This is a genomic window from Imperialibacter sp., from assembly GCF_040222385.1.
GTDB lineage: Bacteria > Bacteroidota > Bacteroidia > Cytophagales > Cyclobacteriaceae > Imperialibacter.
The window spans coordinates 166,692-182,252 of record NZ_JAVKDF010000023.1 but is presented as its reverse complement, the minus strand read 5'-3'; the positions used below and the strand labels follow the sequence as shown (position 1 = coordinate 182,252).

Below are 15,561 nucleotides of genomic sequence, written 5' to 3'. Positions count from 1 at the left end.
TGTGTGTTAAAACTTCTCCTCGTACACAGTGCCGTTAGCGTTACCCAGCCTCACCTCTGTGACCTGCCCGGCTCCCTCAAAAGCAAATCGTATACCTATAATGTCTCCTATTGAGCCAGACTGATTCTCAGTTAGCACGGAAGTTCCGTTGAGCAAAACCTCAAATTTATCTCCCGTTCTTGATACGTTTAATGTCTGCCATTGCGAAAAATCGCACCCAAAAGCACTCAAGTCTTCTGTCTTCCCGTCGATCCACCTGTTCCCGGTTAGCAGGCCCAGGTTAGACACACAGCCCTTGTCGGACAAAGGAATAATCACAGCGCTTTCGGTGGCCAGCAAATAAACGATCACATTGCGGCAAACAGACTCCTCAACAGTGGAAGTATTTCTCAAACTTGCTTCAAAGACGAAATTGGTTCCGTTCATCCCCTCAAATTCTCTCACATTATGAAACGTGGCCCATGTCTCATTAAAAACGGCGGCACCTGATTTTTCCCTGAAAACCTTTGATGAGATACCCATCCATCCTTTTCCTTTTATTTCGTCAGGGTGCAGATACACCGGTACCGGCGACTTATCGACCATGGCCTTCCAGCCAAGTGACTTAATGAATACATTGTCCATCGCTTTCACTTCACCGTCGACTATAAGCCTGGCGCCAAAATAGCCCGGGTAGTAGTAGATAGAGGTGTGGTAGTTGCCTTTTTCATCTACTTTTTCTCTCCGCTCAGGGTCCCAGTTCTGCTGGATGTAGACATTATCGGATTCATACTGAGCAACGTCGTAGTGGAAAATGACGGAGTTGGGTAAGTCGTCGGAAGTTTTCTTGCTTTCGAACAAAGGCTTGGGAAGCTTCTTCTTCTCCAGCGTTTCAGGCTTCTTTTCTTCCTTGCCCATCATCAAAAATGAGGCGATAACCAATGCAATCACACCTACCGGTGCAATCAGCAGCAAGCCATTTTTCTTTTTGCTTTTTTTCGGGCCAATAACCCTGTCAGAATTAAAAGAAACCTCGTTGGCGGTGACCTCTGGCGGTGTCACCGGAATACCGCCTTTTTGACGAAACTGCCTCCAATTGTCATATCCGACAAACTGAGCTAAAGCATTTAGCGTGGCCACGTTGGGCGAACTCTCATATTTAACCTTGCCCCAAATCCGCTTCAGCGTAGTCACGCTCAGCCTTACCTGTGTCTTTTCAAATATCTTTTCACTGAGTATTTCAAAGTCCTCGCTGGTCCACAAGCTGGCATTTCCCCAGCCAAGCTGTGACTCAATTAATTTCCTGCAGTGAGCTATCAAATATTCCATTCTCGTTGAAGATACAATTTAATACGAAAAAGTCGGCCAAAGGTATGTCGTGCCACTGTGAATGATCTTGAACAAACTTGAACTGCGGTTGGACTTGATCTCATCAGGCTGTTGACGACCTTGTTGGCATTGTCAAACAAAACTCAAAACAAATGAAAAGATTGAATCCATTGACACTGCTATGTATCGCTTTGTTTTTTAGCCAATTAGCCATGGGCCAATCCTACGATCTACAGCAATTGCTAAAGAGTGGTGATCTTATGGTCATCGACCGCAAAGTGACACCACTCAATGACGGCGGCAAAAAGGCGGTCTCCTTTTCCGACAAAAGCGACGCAGGTGGCTATGCCCTGATCAAAGGTCTGGAATTCAGCGAAGGCACGATTGAAGTTGACATCAAAGGAAAAGACGTTCAGGGCAAGAACTTTGTTGGCGTTGCTTTTCACGCCGTGCCTGAGGACGGCAAGGAGACTGCCGCCGATATTGTTTATTTCCGTCCATTCAACTTCAAATCAGGTGAGCAAATCCGTCGCAGCCACTCAGTACAGTATGTAAACCCACCCCGGTGGGACTGGAGCGAGCTGCGGGAGAAGTATACCGGAAAATACGAAAATGAGATCCCCTCCCCACCTGATCCGAATGGTTGGTTTCATGCCCGCATAGAAGTAAAAGGCAAAGAAATCACTGTCTACGTCGACGACGCAAAAGAGCCTTGTTTAAAAGTGACCAAACTCAACGACAGAACCACGGGCAGCGTGGGAATATGGGTGGGTTACGCCACCAATGGTGATTTCGCCAATCTCACCATAAAGAAGTCAAAATGAAACTTGCCGAATGATGAAATATTTTAATCCTGACTATTGACACAGTCAGGGTTACTTTTATATATTTACGTAAGTGCTTACGTAATTAAAATCATTTATGGATTTTTATCAAATGGCTGGCAAAATGGCCGTGGGCAGCAGACTACGAAAACTCAGTGACACACTTACTGAAAACGCCGCCAAGGTATACGATGTTTATCAGGTTGACCTGGAGCCCAGGTGGTTCCCGGTATTCTACACCCTTGCGAAAACCGAAGGCCTTGGCGTAATGGAAATTGCACAGAGCATAGGACAAAGTCATGCCTCAGTCAGCCAGATAATCAAGAAGATGAAAAAGAAAGGGTTGATCGCTGAAGTGAAAGACCAGGCCGATGGCCGAAAAAGTGTAGTCGAGCTTTCAGCAAAAGGTAAAGAAGTGAGTGAAAAGCTGGAACAGCAAATGGTAGACGTCAAGAGCGCCTCGGAAGAGTTGCTATCGGAAATGCAATACGACATGTGGAAATCCATCGAGGAAATGGAATTCCTGCTGGAACAGAGAAGCCTTTTCGACAGAGTAATGGCTAAAAGGAAAGAAAGAGAGGTGCAAAAAGTGAAAATCTTCGACTACGATGCTCAATATCAAAACGACTTCAAGCAGTTGAATATCGAATGGATCGAGGCTTACTTCAAGGTCGAGAAAACGGATCTCCTTTATCTGGACAACCCCAAATCATACATCATCGACAAGGGTGGGCATATTTTTTTCGCTGAATACGACGGAGAAATCGTCGGGACGTGTGCCCTGGCAAAGATGGACAATGAAACTTTTGAACTGGCAAAGATGGGAGTGAGCCCCAAGGCCCAGGGTAAGAAGATAGGTTGGTTGCTCGGCCAGGCCTGTATCAATAAAGCCAAAGCGCTAGGTGCGAAGCGTATATTTCTTGAGAGCAATACCCGGCTGGTACCAGCTATCAATCTTTATCATAAATTGGGTTTCCAAAAGGTGACCGGACCTCCATCGCCTTATGAGAGGGCCAACATACAAATGGAATTGATTTTATGAGCAGCATTGTCTTTACTACACCCACCTCCGATGACGATCTCCAGCAGGTTCTTAACGTCCAGGAAAGAAATCAACCTCATAATATAACACCCGAGCAGCTGGCCAAAGAGGGTTTTGTAACAGTGCGGCACAACCTGGATTTACTTCGCTCAATGAATGAATCTGCGCCTCAGGTCATCGCCAAAGATGGTGGTAAAGTGGTGGGCTATGCGCTTGTCATGCTTCAGTCATTTCAAGATCTGATACCCGTATTAAAGCCCATGTTTGTAACGCTTGAATCGCTCAGTTACCGGAACAGGCCTATGCAGTCTTACAACTATTACGTGATGGGCCAGGTGTGCGTAGCTGAAGGATACCGGGGAAAGGGTGTTTTTGATGGCATGTATCAACAGCACAAAGCGTTGTATGCCAATCAATTCGACATGTGCATCACGGAGATTGCCTCTAGAAACCCCCGTTCTCTCAGGGCTCACCAGCGGGTTGGGTTTCAAACCATACACACCTTTACCGATGCCACTGACACCTGGGACATCGTGGCCTGGGACTGGAAATAAGCAGCTCTTCACCTTTCTGAAAGAGTGTTTGCCCCACGTCAAAAATTAACTTTTTTATCAAAAAAATAACATTTTTGATAAAAAAGTTACATCATTATCTTTGCTGCCGGAAAGAATAAAATGTACTCACTCCTCATTTAAATAGCTTTAACGAATAAAATACATCATTCATCGAAAGCCACTTAACCTGATAAAAGGAATTAGAGCTACTTACATTACTTTCGTAATGTTCATTCAGCTATTTAAGAAATGAAACTTAGACTTCTTCTGCTTGTAAGCCTTAGCATCCTGACGCAAAAAGCCTGGGCTATTACCTACAACACCACCTCATCTGGCTCGTGGAGTAGCGCTGGTTGGTCGCCGAGTCAGCCATCAAGCCTGGCGGCAGGAGACATTATCAACATCAACCATACCATTAATGGCGGCAACGCAACTATCAGTTTGCCGGGGAGTGGCGTCACCATTAACCTGTTTGCCAGCTTCACAGTTGCTCAGCTCAATTTCCAAAATGGCTCCGGCGGTACTGTAGCCATCAATACAAACGGTAACCTGTTCAAAATGAATGGCGCTTTCAGTACAAATAGCAACCCAACCATTAACGTCAACGGTGCGATCACGGCAGGGTCTATGTCGATCAATGGAGGAGCTGACCTGACCGTAAGTGGTGTAGCAACCGTTAACGGGGCTTTGAGCACCGACAATTCAAACACACAACTTTCTTTTCAAAGCTCGCTGACAGTGACTGGGGCTGCAACACTCAACAACGGCAGTGACATGACCGTAGCCGGCGCAGCTTCGATCTCCGGCAATCTTTCAACCAACAACTCAAACACAGCCCTCGTATTTCAAAATACCTTATCAGTTGGTGGCAATATCAGCGTCTCAAACGGGGGCGACCTGAGTGTAACAGGCAATGCGTCGGTGACGGGAACGATCAATGGCGACAATACTAATTCCGACTTTTCATTCGGCGGCACTTTAACATCAGGATCTGTGAGCTTAACCAACGGTGTTGGGCTGTCTGTCACCGGCGCGGCAAACGTAACAGGGACTTTCTCAGCTACCGGCGGAGACAATGCCTTGTTCGGAAGCAACCTTACCGTGAGTGGGGCCATCACCAAGGGAGGTGGGGTTATGACTGTTAACGGCAACCTTTCTGGTACTTCTATTACCGTTAACAGCAATGGTTCACTTGTTGTAACGGGTAGCACAACTACCACTGCCGGAGGAATTTCTGGAGACGGCAACGGATCAATCAGCCTGAACGGCTCCGTCACTACAACAGGCGGTGGAATTTCTTTGTCAAACGGAACTGATCTCACTGTGGTTGGTGTAGCCTCCATTGGTGGGGGCATATCGTCCAACAACTCAAATACGACAATTGAATTTCAGAATAACCTTACTGCCTCTGGTAGTGTCGACATTAGCAATGGCGGTGATTTCGCTGTAGATGGTAATGCCAACATTGGCGGCCACGTTGCCTCGGACAATTCAAATACCACCTTCGACTTCGGTGGCAACCTTACTACAGGATCCTATGTGCAAATTAATAACGGAGGAGACTTCGCTGTGACGGGTGACGCCACTATAAATGGTGCATTGAGTTCTAATAATTCCAATACGCAATTTGACTTTGGACAGGCATTAACCACAACAGGAAATTTAACAATCGACAACGGTGGCGATTTGTCGGTAGGAAGCAGTGCACATATTGGAGGTTCAATAACAACGAACAATAGCAACACGCTACTCGATTTCAACGGCCCCCTTACTGTTGATCAAAACGTTACCATGACCAACAACGGTAACATCATACTCGCTGATGGCGGATCGGTAGGAGGTAATTTTTCCATAGGTAGAGCGACGATAGAAGACGGCATTTTGGAAGTTGGCGGTACCACCACTGTAGGAAACACACTTACCGTTTACGGAGGTCTGGACTCCGGCAATATTCAAAACAATGGTACGATAGTAGGTGATGGTACTTTGGAGTGGGATACTTTCACAAACTCCGGCACAATCACCGGACCCGGAGGCACTTTCAACTCTCCTAATATCCCCACCTTCAACCCTTACGATATGTCTACCGGCGGCGCCGTCATACTCCCAATCAAATTAGTGAGTTTTACAGCCAAAGTGATGAACGATGTAGTTGTACTGGAATGGATTACCGGTGAGGAAGAAAACAACGACTTCTTTACCATCGAAAGATCTGCAGACGGAATCAACTACCAACCAATCCTCCATCTTCCGGGCGCTGGCAACTCCATCTCTCAGCTGAAATACAAAGCCGTTGACGATCAGCCGGTTTCAAAAATCAGCTACTACCGCCTGAAGCAAACAGACTACGATGGTCAGTTTGAGCACTTCGCCCCTGTGTCGGTGAGCTTTTCTGTAGCTACTCCTCTCACAGTTTATCCTAATCCGGCAAGTGATTATGTGTCCTGGAACTCGGACGAGAACGTTGCATCTGTAGCTATCTACTCTTCTACCGGAACGCTGGTTCGTTTGATAGAAACCCAAAATCTTGCTGAACAGAACACGGTGGAAATAGCTGATCTCCAGAGAGGCACCTATATTTTGCGTTTCAACAAGGTAACCGGACAGGAGACTATAAGGCTCATAAAAGACTAATTTGCAGGTAGTCCAGGCAAGTGTGGCAATCCTTATTGGGAATAACTTGTAAGATTATTCTAATTTAAAGGCTGAAAGAAACCTTTGACTAATGAATAAGCCCTACCAACTCTGCTTAATGCCTTTCATCCTTTTTGCTTGTTCTGAGCCTGAAAAGCCCTCAGAAATAAAGCTCCGTTTCAACACCCCTGCCAAAGTCTTCGAAGAAGCCATGCCTATCGGCAACGGCCGCTTGGGCGCTATGATGTATGGCGACGTGGCAAGGGAAAAATTCTCATTGAATGAAGAAACGCTTTGGTCGGGCGGGCCTGTCGACGCCAATATGAACCCGGAGGCATATAAGCATCTCCCGGCTGTAAGAGCAGCCCTTTTTAACGAAAACTATCAACTGGCCGACAGCCTCGTCCGCAATATGCAGGGTTCTTTCTCACAGGCCTATGAACCGCTAGGCTTCCTTACCATAGATTTTGACCATGCTGGCGACCCAGCTAAGTATAGCAGGTCGCTCGACTTAAGCCGGGGCATCGCTTCAGTCGACTACGAAATAAATGGCACAGCCTTCCATAGGGAAAGCTTTGTGTCATTCCCTGATCAGGTAATGCTGGTGAGGCTTTCTGCTGAAGGAAATGATCAACTGAATTTTGAATTGGGCCTCAATAGCAAACTTCCGTTTTCCACTGTAGCAGAGGGAGCACAAGTGGCCATGAAAGGCTTCTCTCCCCTCAAGTCGGAGCCAAGCTATCGGGGCGATATGCCCGATGCGGTGAGGTATGATAGCTTGAAGAGCATGCGCTTCTGCACCATCGCCAAAGTGCTGTCGACCGACGGAACCTCGACTGCCACCGACGATCGAGTAAAAGTGTCCGGGGCCTCGTATGCCATCATAGCACTTTCCGCTGGCACCAGCTTCAATGGATTCGACAAGCAACCGGGCGCAGAGGGAAAAGATGAGATTGCCGCCGCCACACAGTATCTCACCAAAGCTGAAGGCTCCGATTACGACATTTTATTAAGAAGGCACAAAGAAGACTTTGGTAAACTATTCGATAGGGTGTCCATCGACCTTGGGCATACACCTGCCGACACGCTACCAACACCGGAACGCCTCAAACGATTCACAGCAGGTGAAGCGGATCCGGACCTGGCCGCCCTTTACTTCCAATACGGCCGCTACCTGCTCATTAGCAGTTCGAGACCCGGAGGCATTCCCGCCAACCTGCAGGGTATATGGAATGAGCATGTGCGCCCACCCTGGAGCAGCAATTACACCACCAACATCAATGTGGAAATGAACTACTGGCCGGTAGAAGTGGCTAACCTGTCGGAACTGCATGAGCCGCTTCTGCAATTCATCGGAAAGCTGGCTCAAACCGGCAAAGTCACCGCCAAAAACTTCTACGATGCAGACGGATGGGCGCTTCATCACAACTCTGATATCTGGGCAATGACCAACCCCGTAGGTGATTTTGGGAATGGCTATCCCGGCTGGGCCAACTGGAGCATGGGCGGCCCCTGGATCAGCACTCACCTTTGGGAGCACTTCGCTTTTACAAGAGACACCGTCTTCCTTGAAAACCACGCTTATGAGCTGATGAAAGGTGCCGCACAGTTCTGCCTCGATTATCTGGTGGAAGGGCCCGATGATTATCTGGTCTCCGCCCCGTCCACCTCGCCTGAAAACGACTATATCACTGACAAAGGGTACGTCGGCGCCACATTCTATGGCGGCACAGCCGACCATGCCATGATCCGGGAGTTGTTCATTGACCTGATAGAAGCTACCAAAGTACTCAACAGGGATGAAGATTTGAGGAAGGAGCTGGAAAGCACATTGGACAAGCTGTACCCCTATCAGGTGGGCCAGAAAGGGAACCTACAGGAGTGGTACCACGACTGGGAGGACAAAGACCCTCACCACAGGCATATTTCCCATTTGTTCAGCATTTACCCTGGGCACTCTATTACCACAGACAGCGCACCGGATCTGATGAAGGCAGCCCGTCGTTCACTTGAACTGCGCACCAACAATGGCACCGGCTGGTCTATTTCATGGAAGATTTCGCTGTGGGCCCGGTTGCTGGATGGCGACATGGCGCTGGATGCCATCAAAAAGCTGTTCAACTACATCGGCACCGAGGAAGGAGTGCAATACCAGGGCGGTGGCACCTACCCTAACCTCATGGACGCCCACCCACCTTTTCAGATTGACGGAAACTTCGGAGGCACAGCCGGCATCGCCGAAATGCTACTGCAAAGCCACGAAGGCGTGATTCATCTACTTCCAGCATTACCCTCTGAATGGAAAACTGGAAAAATCACCGGGCTGCGTGCACGTGGCGCAGTAACAGTTGACATAGAATGGAAGGATGGAAACCTGGTATCGGCAGTCATCACGCCTGACTATGACGGGGAATACACGATCAGATTCGGAGATAAAATGCAGACAATAGCTGCGAAGAAAGGAAGCAGGCAATCAATAAAATTCTAACAATATGGCGTACGATGAGCACCTTGCTGAGCGAATTGGCCAAAGTCTGAAGTCACACAAAGTGTCGTTTGAGGCCAAGAAGATGATGGGAGGGCTTTGCTACCTCGTCGATGGAAAAATGACTGTGGGTATTGTGAAAAATCAATTGATGGCCCGCATCGACCCTGACATCTACCAGGAAGCACTACAGCGAAAAGGAGCGAAAGAAATGGACTTCACTGGCCGACCAATGAAAGGCTATGTATTTGTGTCTCCTGAAGGAATAGATTTGGATGATGATCTGGACTATTGGGTCGGGCTGGTAGTGGAATTTAACCCCAAGGCCAAAGCGAGTAAAAAGAAATCGTAAATTGTGGCTATGTCAAAAGTTATCCTGAGTAAAAAAAGCATCAAAGAGCAGGAGGCAGAACGGATGAACAGGTTCCTCAGCCTGTCGGCCGAGGAGAAACTTGCATTTTTACTAAAGCTCAACAGCTATGCTGCAATGATGAAAAGAGAGCCCTTAAAAAGGCCGCAGGGAAAAGGGCTTTTGATCACAAAGCAGGTCAAAAATGACTAACGAGCTTCCGGAATTCCTTAGAGTAATTGATTCGCTCAACAAACATCGGGTACTATACATGGTGATTGGTGGGTTTGCAGTTAACTACTATGGTCACAGCAGGGCTACAGGAGACATCGATCTATACCTAAAAGATTCCACAGAAAATCGTCAGAACCTTATCAACGCCATTGAGTCTCTCGGTTATGGGCGGTTTGACTCACTACTTCATGTTCCTATGATAGCTGGCTACTGTGAGATCATGATGGATGATGGGATGTACGTCGACCTGATGGCACAAATTCCAGGAATTGATCCGCTGGCTTTCGACGCAGACCTGGCGCAATGTGAAACGGCAATTATTCAGGGGGTACCCGTTTTTTACATCGGGTTTCGGCAGTTATTAATGAACAAGGAAAGTACTGGTAGAAATAAGGACTTGCTTGACCTCGAAGAGTTAAGGAAAATAAGAAAGGATTAGAATATATCTCTCGCTTTCAAACTAAAACCGACTAGCACAACAGACTGGATTTCGTCCTCGCCAATAAACCGATTTTGCAGTTCAAATTTACGGTTGTCGGTCAGCGCAAAAATTTCGATAATCTCCTCACCCGGATACACTATCCAATACTCTCTAACACCGCTTTCTTCGTACAGGCTGTATTTGTTTTTCAGATCCTTCGCTGCTGTAAAAGGAGAAAGTATTTCCACCACCAGGTCAGGAGCACCTATGCATCCCTTGTCGTCCAGCTTCCTCTGGTCACAAACGACCATTATGTCAGGTTGAACTACATTGAAAATCTCTTTGTCTTTGCTACCTTTCTTCGAGGGAAGTCTGACGTCAAAAGGTGCCATATAAACCTCACAACTCTGCCCCTGAAGGAAGTTGTAAATTCGAGCTCCCAAGTCAATACTCACCTTTTGATGCTTGCGGTTAGGGCCAGGCGACATATGAAAAATCTTTCCTTTGATAAGCTCCACCCTATCCTCAAAAGTCCACCGCAAATAGTCGGCATAGGAATAGGCTGCTCCCGAATCAAGGAGGGTAATATCGTCTACGTTTTCCTCTGGAATTTTATATTTTACAGGCATCACGTAAATATAAAGATTTAACGCCTCTTTAAACAAAAAACCCCAACCATTTTGAATGATCAGGGCTTGTATATATCTACCCGAATATACGTTAGTTCACATTCATGTTCGGGTCAAATTCAGCCTTCCAGGCCAAAATTCCACCGGCCAGGTTATAGGCATTATCAAGTCCCTTTCTTTCGAGAAACTCCACAACCGTACCGCTTCTTCTTCCGCTTCTGCAGTACACAACCACTTGCTTACCTTTCTCCACTTTATCAATATTGTCGGCCATGTTACCCATAGGTATGTGCAGCCCGCCAATATTGGCCTGAGCCACTTCATTGGGCTCTCTTACGTCAATCAGCTGAAAGTCAGCTCCTGAATCCATCAGTTTTTTCAGTTCGTTTACACTTATTTCCTTCATGGCTATTCCCGTTCTTTAATCTTCGAAGATCAAATTAAGTCCTTCAAAAAACAACAATTAAATGCTTAATCAGTATTTAAAGCCACTAATTTTTTTGAAAAGTTCCAAATAAGCCTTCACTTTGTCGCCTTCAATTTTGTAGTTACAGCATATGAGCAGCAAAAAACATTTCGAAACCAATGCCATCCGTATACAGGCAGAACGTTCTTCACAACGAGAACACAGTGTGCCCATCTACGCCACGTCTAGTTTCGTATTCGATAATGCTGAGCAAGCCCGTGCGTTATTTGCCAATGAGGAGCAAGGCAACATATATAGCCGGTTTTCCAACCCCAATAATGACGAATTTATCGAGAAGCTATGTCTGTTAGAAGGAACAGAGGACGGTATGGCCATGGCCTCGGGTATGGCAGCCATGTTCACCAGCATGGCGGCTTTTCTGAACAGCGGCGACCATATCATCGCTTCCCGTTCTGTCTTCGGCTCCACCCACCAGATTCTGACGCAGCTTTTCCCTCGCTGGGGTATCACACATACTTACGTAGACCTGAGCGACCCCGCTGAAGTATGGGAAAAAGCTGTAACACCCAATACAAAAATGGTTTTTGCGGAAACTCCCTCTAACCCAGCGCTCGACTTGATAGACCTGGAGTGGTTAGGGAAGTTCGGTAAAAAACACAACCTGATTGTCAATATCGACAACTGCTTTGCTACCCCTTACCTGCAAAACCCAGCCAAATACGGTGTGCACATCGTTACCCACTCAGCCACTAAGTTTATCGACGGCCAGGGAAGAGCGATTGGCGGTGCTGTGCTCGGCAGCAAGGAACATATTGAAAAAGTAAGGTTCTTCGCCCGACACACTGGCCCTGCCATGTCTCCATTTAATGGTTGGATTCTTTCCAAGAGCCTGGAAACACTGGCAGTGCGGATGGAAAAACATTGTGACAATGCGCTCAAGCTAGCCACTCACCTGGAAAGCCACGCCGAGGTGGTTTGGGTGAAATATCCTTTCCTTCCTTCTCACCCTCAACAGGCGTTGGCAAAAAAACAAATGACCCTTGGCGGCGGCCTCGTCACCTTTGAGCTGGGTGGTGGAGTAGAAAGAGGAAAGAGATTCCTCAATGCACTGAAAATGATCTCTTTCTCAGCCAATTTGGGCGACACACGCACCATAGCGACTCACCCTGCCTCTACTACACACTCGAAGCTCAACGCAGAGGAGAAAAAAGTAGTGGGCATCACGGATGGGCTGATCAGAGTCTCTGTGGGACTGGAACACCTGGATGACATTAAAGAAGACTTGGAGCAGGCCATCAAAGCTTCAAAGTAAACACATCACTTTCCTGCAAAAATAGCCAACCCAGCCGCCCCTAAATAAGAACGGCTGAGTTGACGTAGGTGGCAAGGCATGTCCACCACTATTAAATCTTAAAGAACCACGAGCAATTAGGCAGTGGAAAGGAGTTGACCTCCCCGTCCTGAAACACCGTAACACCAGCGAGAGCTATCTGGAAGGCACGCCCTTCCCGATGCTGAAATCTAACTCCAGGCATCAAAACCAGTGCTGAAAACTTTTCATAACCAGACTCATCCGAGATTGTTATCGAAGTAAGCATCCCATTGCCGTCGTAGGTTTCGTGCCACGTACTGCTGTTGCGGTATTGGCTGGCCACAAAAAACATGGAATCAAAAATAAAACTTGACTTGTTTCCCAAAGGCGTTACCCCGGCTATCGAAAAAGACGGTGCCTTTGCCATTCCATTTTTCTCAGATCGGTAAGGAATATTTGGGTAGTCGTATCCTCCAAATTCGTTCATTACCACAGGGTAAATGCCCGGCTCCTCGTAATAGTTATCTGTACCCAGCTTGACGTACAGATAGCCTGCCGAAAAGGTGAGGTTGCTTCTGCGGTTGCCAAAAGTCACCATACCCCAATGCAACGCACCCGTACCCCTGAAATTGTTGATGTATCCTGACGAACCCAGTAGCGTTCCCACGCCGAAATTCACTTTCTCGTTGGCCGTCGGGATTGATACTTTGAATACCCCAACGAACGGACTGGCAATCCAGGTAGACATAATGCCAGCGGAAAAATTGTTGGTTAGGGAGAAATGAACTTCAGGCCCGTACAGGTTGAGCATACCATAGTCCTCGCCCTTCCTGATTGGTAGTGCATTGGTAGTGAAATAGTACCTTGTACTGAACGGGTCATTGCCCTGGTACTCTCCGGTTACGTCAATACGATCCGACTCGGCAAAGGGTCTGATCGTTTTGACATCGCTCTTGGATATATAAATTTTTCCAAGGTTCTCCGTTTCAAGAAGTATTTCTCTCCCATCATCGCTCACGATAACACCTACTCTTACAATGCCATCGTGAGTAGTGATAACCACCCTTTCCGCCAGGCTGTCGGCAGTTGGTTCCTGTGCATAAGCTGCAAATGAAATAACTAGAGCAGCCACAAATGAAAAAATCAGTTTTGCTTTCATAGTACGAATCGTTTAAAAAATGATATTGGTCTTATAAAAAATCTTAAGTTCAAACCCTGAATCTCAGGTAGGCCAGGCACTATCAGCTATAGCCTCCGCCTTTAAAAAAAACTCGCATAAGGATGCTGAGCAATAACACGGGATCAAAAAGTAGCGATAGCATGCTACCTGCTATTGTGGGTTATGCAAAAAGTCGGCCAATTATTAAAACCTTAAACCAATCGAAACACACCATGCCCACATCAAGACAATGACGTTCGCTTGCATATTCTGTCATCCTTAAATGATATTCTGCTGCTGATCATATGCTGTCCCTTGTCAAATATTACTACTTTTGCAGCTTCCGAATAAACAGCAAAAAGAATGGATTCTGCAGAATTGAAAAAAGTTGCCCTCAACGATGCTCACGTGGCCCTGGGTGGCAAAATGGTGCCTTTCGCAGGCTACAATATGCCTGTTCGCTACTCCTCTGACCTGGACGAACACCATACCGTTAGAAATGCCGTAGGTGTCTTCGATGTGTCGCACATGGGAGAGTTTATGGTAGAGGGCCCGGGTGCCCTGCCCCTCATCCAAAGCGTGACATCCAACGATGCTTCGAAACTAGTAGACGGACAGGCGCAGTACTCCTGCCTGCCCAACGACAAGGGCGGCATTGTCGACGACCTGCTGGTATATAAAATGGCTGACGAGAAATACCTGCTAGTGGTCAACGCCTCCAATATCGACAAAGACTGGAACTGGATCAGCAGTCACAATTCCTTCAGAGCAAAAATGACCAATATCTCCGACGCCACTTCTCTTTTTGCGGTGCAAGGCCCGAAGGCACTAGAGGTCCTTCAAAAGCTCACTAGCGTCGATCTTTCAGCTATTGGCTACTACCACTTCACTGTAGGAGAAATGGGCGGCATCAAAGACGTTATCATTTCCGCTACAGGCTATACAGGCGCAGGCGGCTTTGAGCTGTATGTAAAAAATGAGGACGCTAAAAAGCTCTGGGATAAAGTATTTGAAGCTGGAAAAGACGCTGGCATCAAACCTATTGGGCTTGGTGCCAGAGACACCCTGCGTCTGGAAATGGGCTTCTGCTTGTATGGCAATGATATCGACGATACCACCTCTCCAATTGAAGCCGGCCTAGGCTGGATAACTAAATTCACCAAAGAATTCACTAACTCCGCAGCCATCAAGGCCCAAAAAGAAGCTGGTATCAGCAAAAAGCTGGTTGGCTTCGAATTGGTTGACAGAGGCATTCCACGAGCGCACTACGAGCTGTTCAATGCCTCTGAAGAAAAAATTGGCGAAGTAACATCCGGCTCACAATCGCCCACCCTTGGCATAGGCATAGGCATGGGCTACGTGAACAAAGCATACAGCCAGCCCGACACGGAAATATTTGTGGGAGTAAGGGGCAAGTTCCTAAAGGCCAAAGTGGTAAAAGTGCCTTTTCTAAAAAAGTAAACTGATGAGGAATATTGATGTCTGCCTTTCTCCGGAACTAATCCATCAATACGAGTTAAAAGGCAAAATTGTGGTGGTGGTAGACATACTCAGAGCCACCTCCTGCATGGTGTCGGGCCTGGCCACCGGAGTAGCCGCCATCAAACCATTGGCCGATGCGGACATCTGCAAAGGGCTCAAGCAAGAAGGTTACTATACCGCCGGTGAACGCAACGGCAGCAAGGTGGAAGGCTTCGACATGGGCAACTCCCCTTTCGAATACATGGAACCTCACCTGAAAGGGCAGAAAGTGGCCGTTACCACCACCAATGGTACCCTAGCTATCGAAAAATCAAAGACAGCAGATCAAATCGTTATCGGTGCCTTCCTCAACCTGAGCGCCGTTGCAAAATACATCCAGCAGCAAGACAAAGATGTGGTAGTAGTTTGTGCGGCCTGGAAAGGAAAAGTGAATCTTGAGGACAGCCTGTTTGCCGGCGCCCTGGTTGAAAGGCTGGCCACTTCGCACCAACCTGAGTGCGATGTCCCCCGAATGATGGCAAAGCTCTACCAGGTCGAAAAAAATGACCTCTTCACATTTGTGAAGGCATCGTCGCATGCCCGTCGGCTGAACAAGCTGGAGGTATTCAAGGACATCGAATTTTGCGTGCAGGAAGATCGGTTTGATGTTGTTCCTGTGCTGACGGAGGGACATCTCGTTTTAGCGTGCTAAAATGATGCCG

15 protein-coding genes are annotated in these 15,561 nt (G+C 47.3%); 11 read left to right on the top strand and 4 right to left on the bottom strand.

Annotated features, from left to right (window positions below):
- Nucleotides 1–6: 6 nt before the first annotated feature.
- Nucleotides 7–1,308, bottom strand: a complete 1,302-nt coding sequence (locus RIG68_RS11085; RefSeq protein ID WP_350122077.1) for a flagellar basal body-associated FliL family protein — start codon at nt 1,306–1,308, stop codon at nt 7–9.
- Between the two features lie 152 nt (nt 1,309–1,460).
- Here RIG68_RS11085 and RIG68_RS11080 point away from each other — a divergent pair, with 152 nt between their 5' ends.
- From RIG68_RS11080 to RIG68_RS11045, 8 genes are all read left to right on the top strand, one after another.
- Complete coding sequence (locus RIG68_RS11080) at nt 1,461–2,132, top strand: LamG domain-containing protein (protein ID WP_350122075.1); 672 nt, start codon at nt 1,461–1,463, stop codon at nt 2,130–2,132.
- Nucleotides 2,133–2,229: 97 nt separating this feature from the next.
- Nucleotides 2,230–3,174 (top strand): bifunctional helix-turn-helix transcriptional regulator/GNAT family N-acetyltransferase, encoded by a 945-nt coding sequence (locus tag RIG68_RS11075; RefSeq protein ID WP_350122073.1) that lies wholly within the window; start codon nt 2,230–2,232, stop codon nt 3,172–3,174.
- Entirely contained in the window at nt 3,171–3,728 is a 558-nt protein-coding gene (locus RIG68_RS11070) for a GNAT family N-acetyltransferase (protein ID WP_350122071.1), read from the top strand. The genes RIG68_RS11075 and RIG68_RS11070 overlap by 4 nt, the downstream gene beginning before the upstream one ends.
- A gap of 249 nt (nt 3,729–3,977) precedes the next feature.
- On the top strand, nt 3,978–6,362 hold the full coding sequence (locus RIG68_RS11065; RefSeq protein ID WP_350122069.1) for a T9SS type A sorting domain-containing protein: 2,385 nt from the start codon (nt 3,978–3,980) through the stop codon (nt 6,360–6,362).
- A 91-nt stretch (nt 6,363–6,453) separates the two neighbouring features.
- The gene (locus RIG68_RS11060) at nt 6,454–8,850 is read left to right on the top strand and encodes a glycoside hydrolase family 95 protein (RefSeq protein WP_350122067.1); all 2,397 of its coding nucleotides are present in this window, start codon (nt 6,454–6,456) and stop codon (nt 8,848–8,850) included.
- Nucleotides 8,851–8,854: 4 nt separating this feature from the next.
- A complete protein-coding gene (locus RIG68_RS11055) occupies nt 8,855–9,199 on the top strand; it encodes a TfoX/Sxy family protein (RefSeq protein ID WP_350122065.1) in 345 nt (114 codons plus the stop codon).
- Between the two features lie 9 nt (nt 9,200–9,208).
- Nucleotides 9,209–9,409, top strand: coding sequence for a hypothetical protein (locus tag RIG68_RS11050; RefSeq protein WP_350122063.1), 201 nt, complete (start codon nt 9,209–9,211; stop codon nt 9,407–9,409).
- On the top strand, nt 9,402–9,869 hold the full coding sequence (locus tag RIG68_RS11045) for a nucleotidyltransferase (protein WP_350122061.1): 468 nt from the start codon (nt 9,402–9,404) through the stop codon (nt 9,867–9,869). Before RIG68_RS11050 ends, RIG68_RS11045 begins: the two co-directional genes overlap by 8 nt.
- Here RIG68_RS11045 and RIG68_RS11040 read toward each other — a convergent pair.
- Together RIG68_RS11040 and RIG68_RS11035 are read right to left on the bottom strand one after the other, a co-directional pair.
- Nucleotides 9,866–10,480, bottom strand: a complete 615-nt coding sequence (locus tag RIG68_RS11040; protein ID WP_350122059.1) for a Uma2 family endonuclease — start codon at nt 10,478–10,480, stop codon at nt 9,866–9,868. The two genes, RIG68_RS11045 and RIG68_RS11040, sit on opposite strands and share 4 nt — an antisense overlap.
- A gap of 91 nt (nt 10,481–10,571) precedes the next feature.
- Complete coding sequence (locus tag RIG68_RS11035; protein WP_151998036.1) at nt 10,572–10,886, bottom strand: rhodanese-like domain-containing protein; 315 nt, start codon at nt 10,884–10,886, stop codon at nt 10,572–10,574.
- 151 nt (nt 10,887–11,037) lie between these two features.
- On the opposite strand from RIG68_RS11035, the gene RIG68_RS11030 reads away from it, so the two are divergent.
- A complete protein-coding gene (locus tag RIG68_RS11030; protein ID WP_350122057.1) occupies nt 11,038–12,219 on the top strand; it encodes a trans-sulfuration enzyme family protein in 1,182 nt (393 codons plus the stop codon).
- Nucleotides 12,220–12,310: 91 nt separating this feature from the next.
- On the opposite strand, the gene RIG68_RS11025 is transcribed toward RIG68_RS11030, so the two are convergent.
- Nucleotides 12,311–13,378 carry a hypothetical protein gene (locus tag RIG68_RS11025; protein ID WP_350122055.1) on the bottom strand — a complete coding sequence of 356 codons (1,068 nt, stop codon included), beginning with the start codon at nt 13,376–13,378 and terminating at the stop codon, nt 12,311–12,313.
- A gap of 363 nt (nt 13,379–13,741) precedes the next feature.
- Here RIG68_RS11025 and gcvT point away from each other — a divergent pair, with 363 nt between their 5' ends.
- Nucleotides 13,742–14,839 carry a glycine cleavage system aminomethyltransferase GcvT gene (gene gcvT / locus RIG68_RS11020; protein WP_350122053.1) on the top strand — a complete coding sequence of 366 codons (1,098 nt, stop codon included), beginning with the start codon at nt 13,742–13,744 and terminating at the stop codon, nt 14,837–14,839.
- Between the two features lie 4 nt (nt 14,840–14,843).
- The gene (locus RIG68_RS11015) at nt 14,844–15,551 is read left to right on the top strand and encodes a 2-phosphosulfolactate phosphatase (protein ID WP_350122051.1); all 708 of its coding nucleotides are present in this window, start codon (nt 14,844–14,846) and stop codon (nt 15,549–15,551) included.
- Nucleotides 15,552–15,561 lie beyond the last annotated feature (10 nt).

Bases quoted from the DNA above. Each gene is read 5' to 3' on its own strand.
- RIG68_RS11065 (WP_350122069.1), top strand. From the start codon at position 3,978: ATGAAACTTAGACTTCTTCTGCTTGTAAGCCTTAGCATCCTGACGCAA.
- RIG68_RS11060 (WP_350122067.1), top strand. From the start codon at position 6,454: ATGAATAAGCCCTACCAACTCTGCTTAATGCCTTTCATCCTTTTTGCT.
- RIG68_RS11045 (WP_350122061.1), top strand. From the start codon at position 9,402: ATGACTAACGAGCTTCCGGAATTCCTTAGAGTAATTGATTCGCTCAAC.
- RIG68_RS11035 (WP_151998036.1), bottom strand. From the start codon at position 10,886: ATGAAGGAAATAAGTGTAAACGAACTGAAAAAACTGATGGATTCAGGA.
- RIG68_RS11025 (WP_350122055.1), bottom strand. From the start codon at position 13,378: ATGAAAGCAAAACTGATTTTTTCATTTGTGGCTGCTCTAGTTATTTCA.
- RIG68_RS11085 (WP_350122077.1), bottom strand. From the start codon at position 1,308: ATGGAATATTTGATAGCTCACTGCAGGAAATTAATTGAGTCACAGCTT.
- gcvT (WP_350122053.1), top strand. From the start codon at position 13,742: ATGGATTCTGCAGAATTGAAAAAAGTTGCCCTCAACGATGCTCACGTG.
- RIG68_RS11040 (WP_350122059.1), bottom strand. From the start codon at position 10,480: ATGCCTGTAAAATATAAAATTCCAGAGGAAAACGTAGACGATATTACC.
- RIG68_RS11050 (WP_350122063.1), top strand. From the start codon at position 9,209: ATGTCAAAAGTTATCCTGAGTAAAAAAAGCATCAAAGAGCAGGAGGCA.
- RIG68_RS11070 (WP_350122071.1), top strand. From the start codon at position 3,171: ATGAGCAGCATTGTCTTTACTACACCCACCTCCGATGACGATCTCCAG.
- RIG68_RS11030 (WP_350122057.1), top strand. From the start codon at position 11,038: ATGAGCAGCAAAAAACATTTCGAAACCAATGCCATCCGTATACAGGCA.
- RIG68_RS11055 (WP_350122065.1), top strand. From the start codon at position 8,855: ATGGCGTACGATGAGCACCTTGCTGAGCGAATTGGCCAAAGTCTGAAG.
- RIG68_RS11075 (WP_350122073.1), top strand. From the start codon at position 2,230: ATGGATTTTTATCAAATGGCTGGCAAAATGGCCGTGGGCAGCAGACTA.
- RIG68_RS11015 (WP_350122051.1), top strand. From the start codon at position 14,844: ATGAGGAATATTGATGTCTGCCTTTCTCCGGAACTAATCCATCAATAC.
- RIG68_RS11080 (WP_350122075.1), top strand. From the start codon at position 1,461: ATGAAAAGATTGAATCCATTGACACTGCTATGTATCGCTTTGTTTTTT.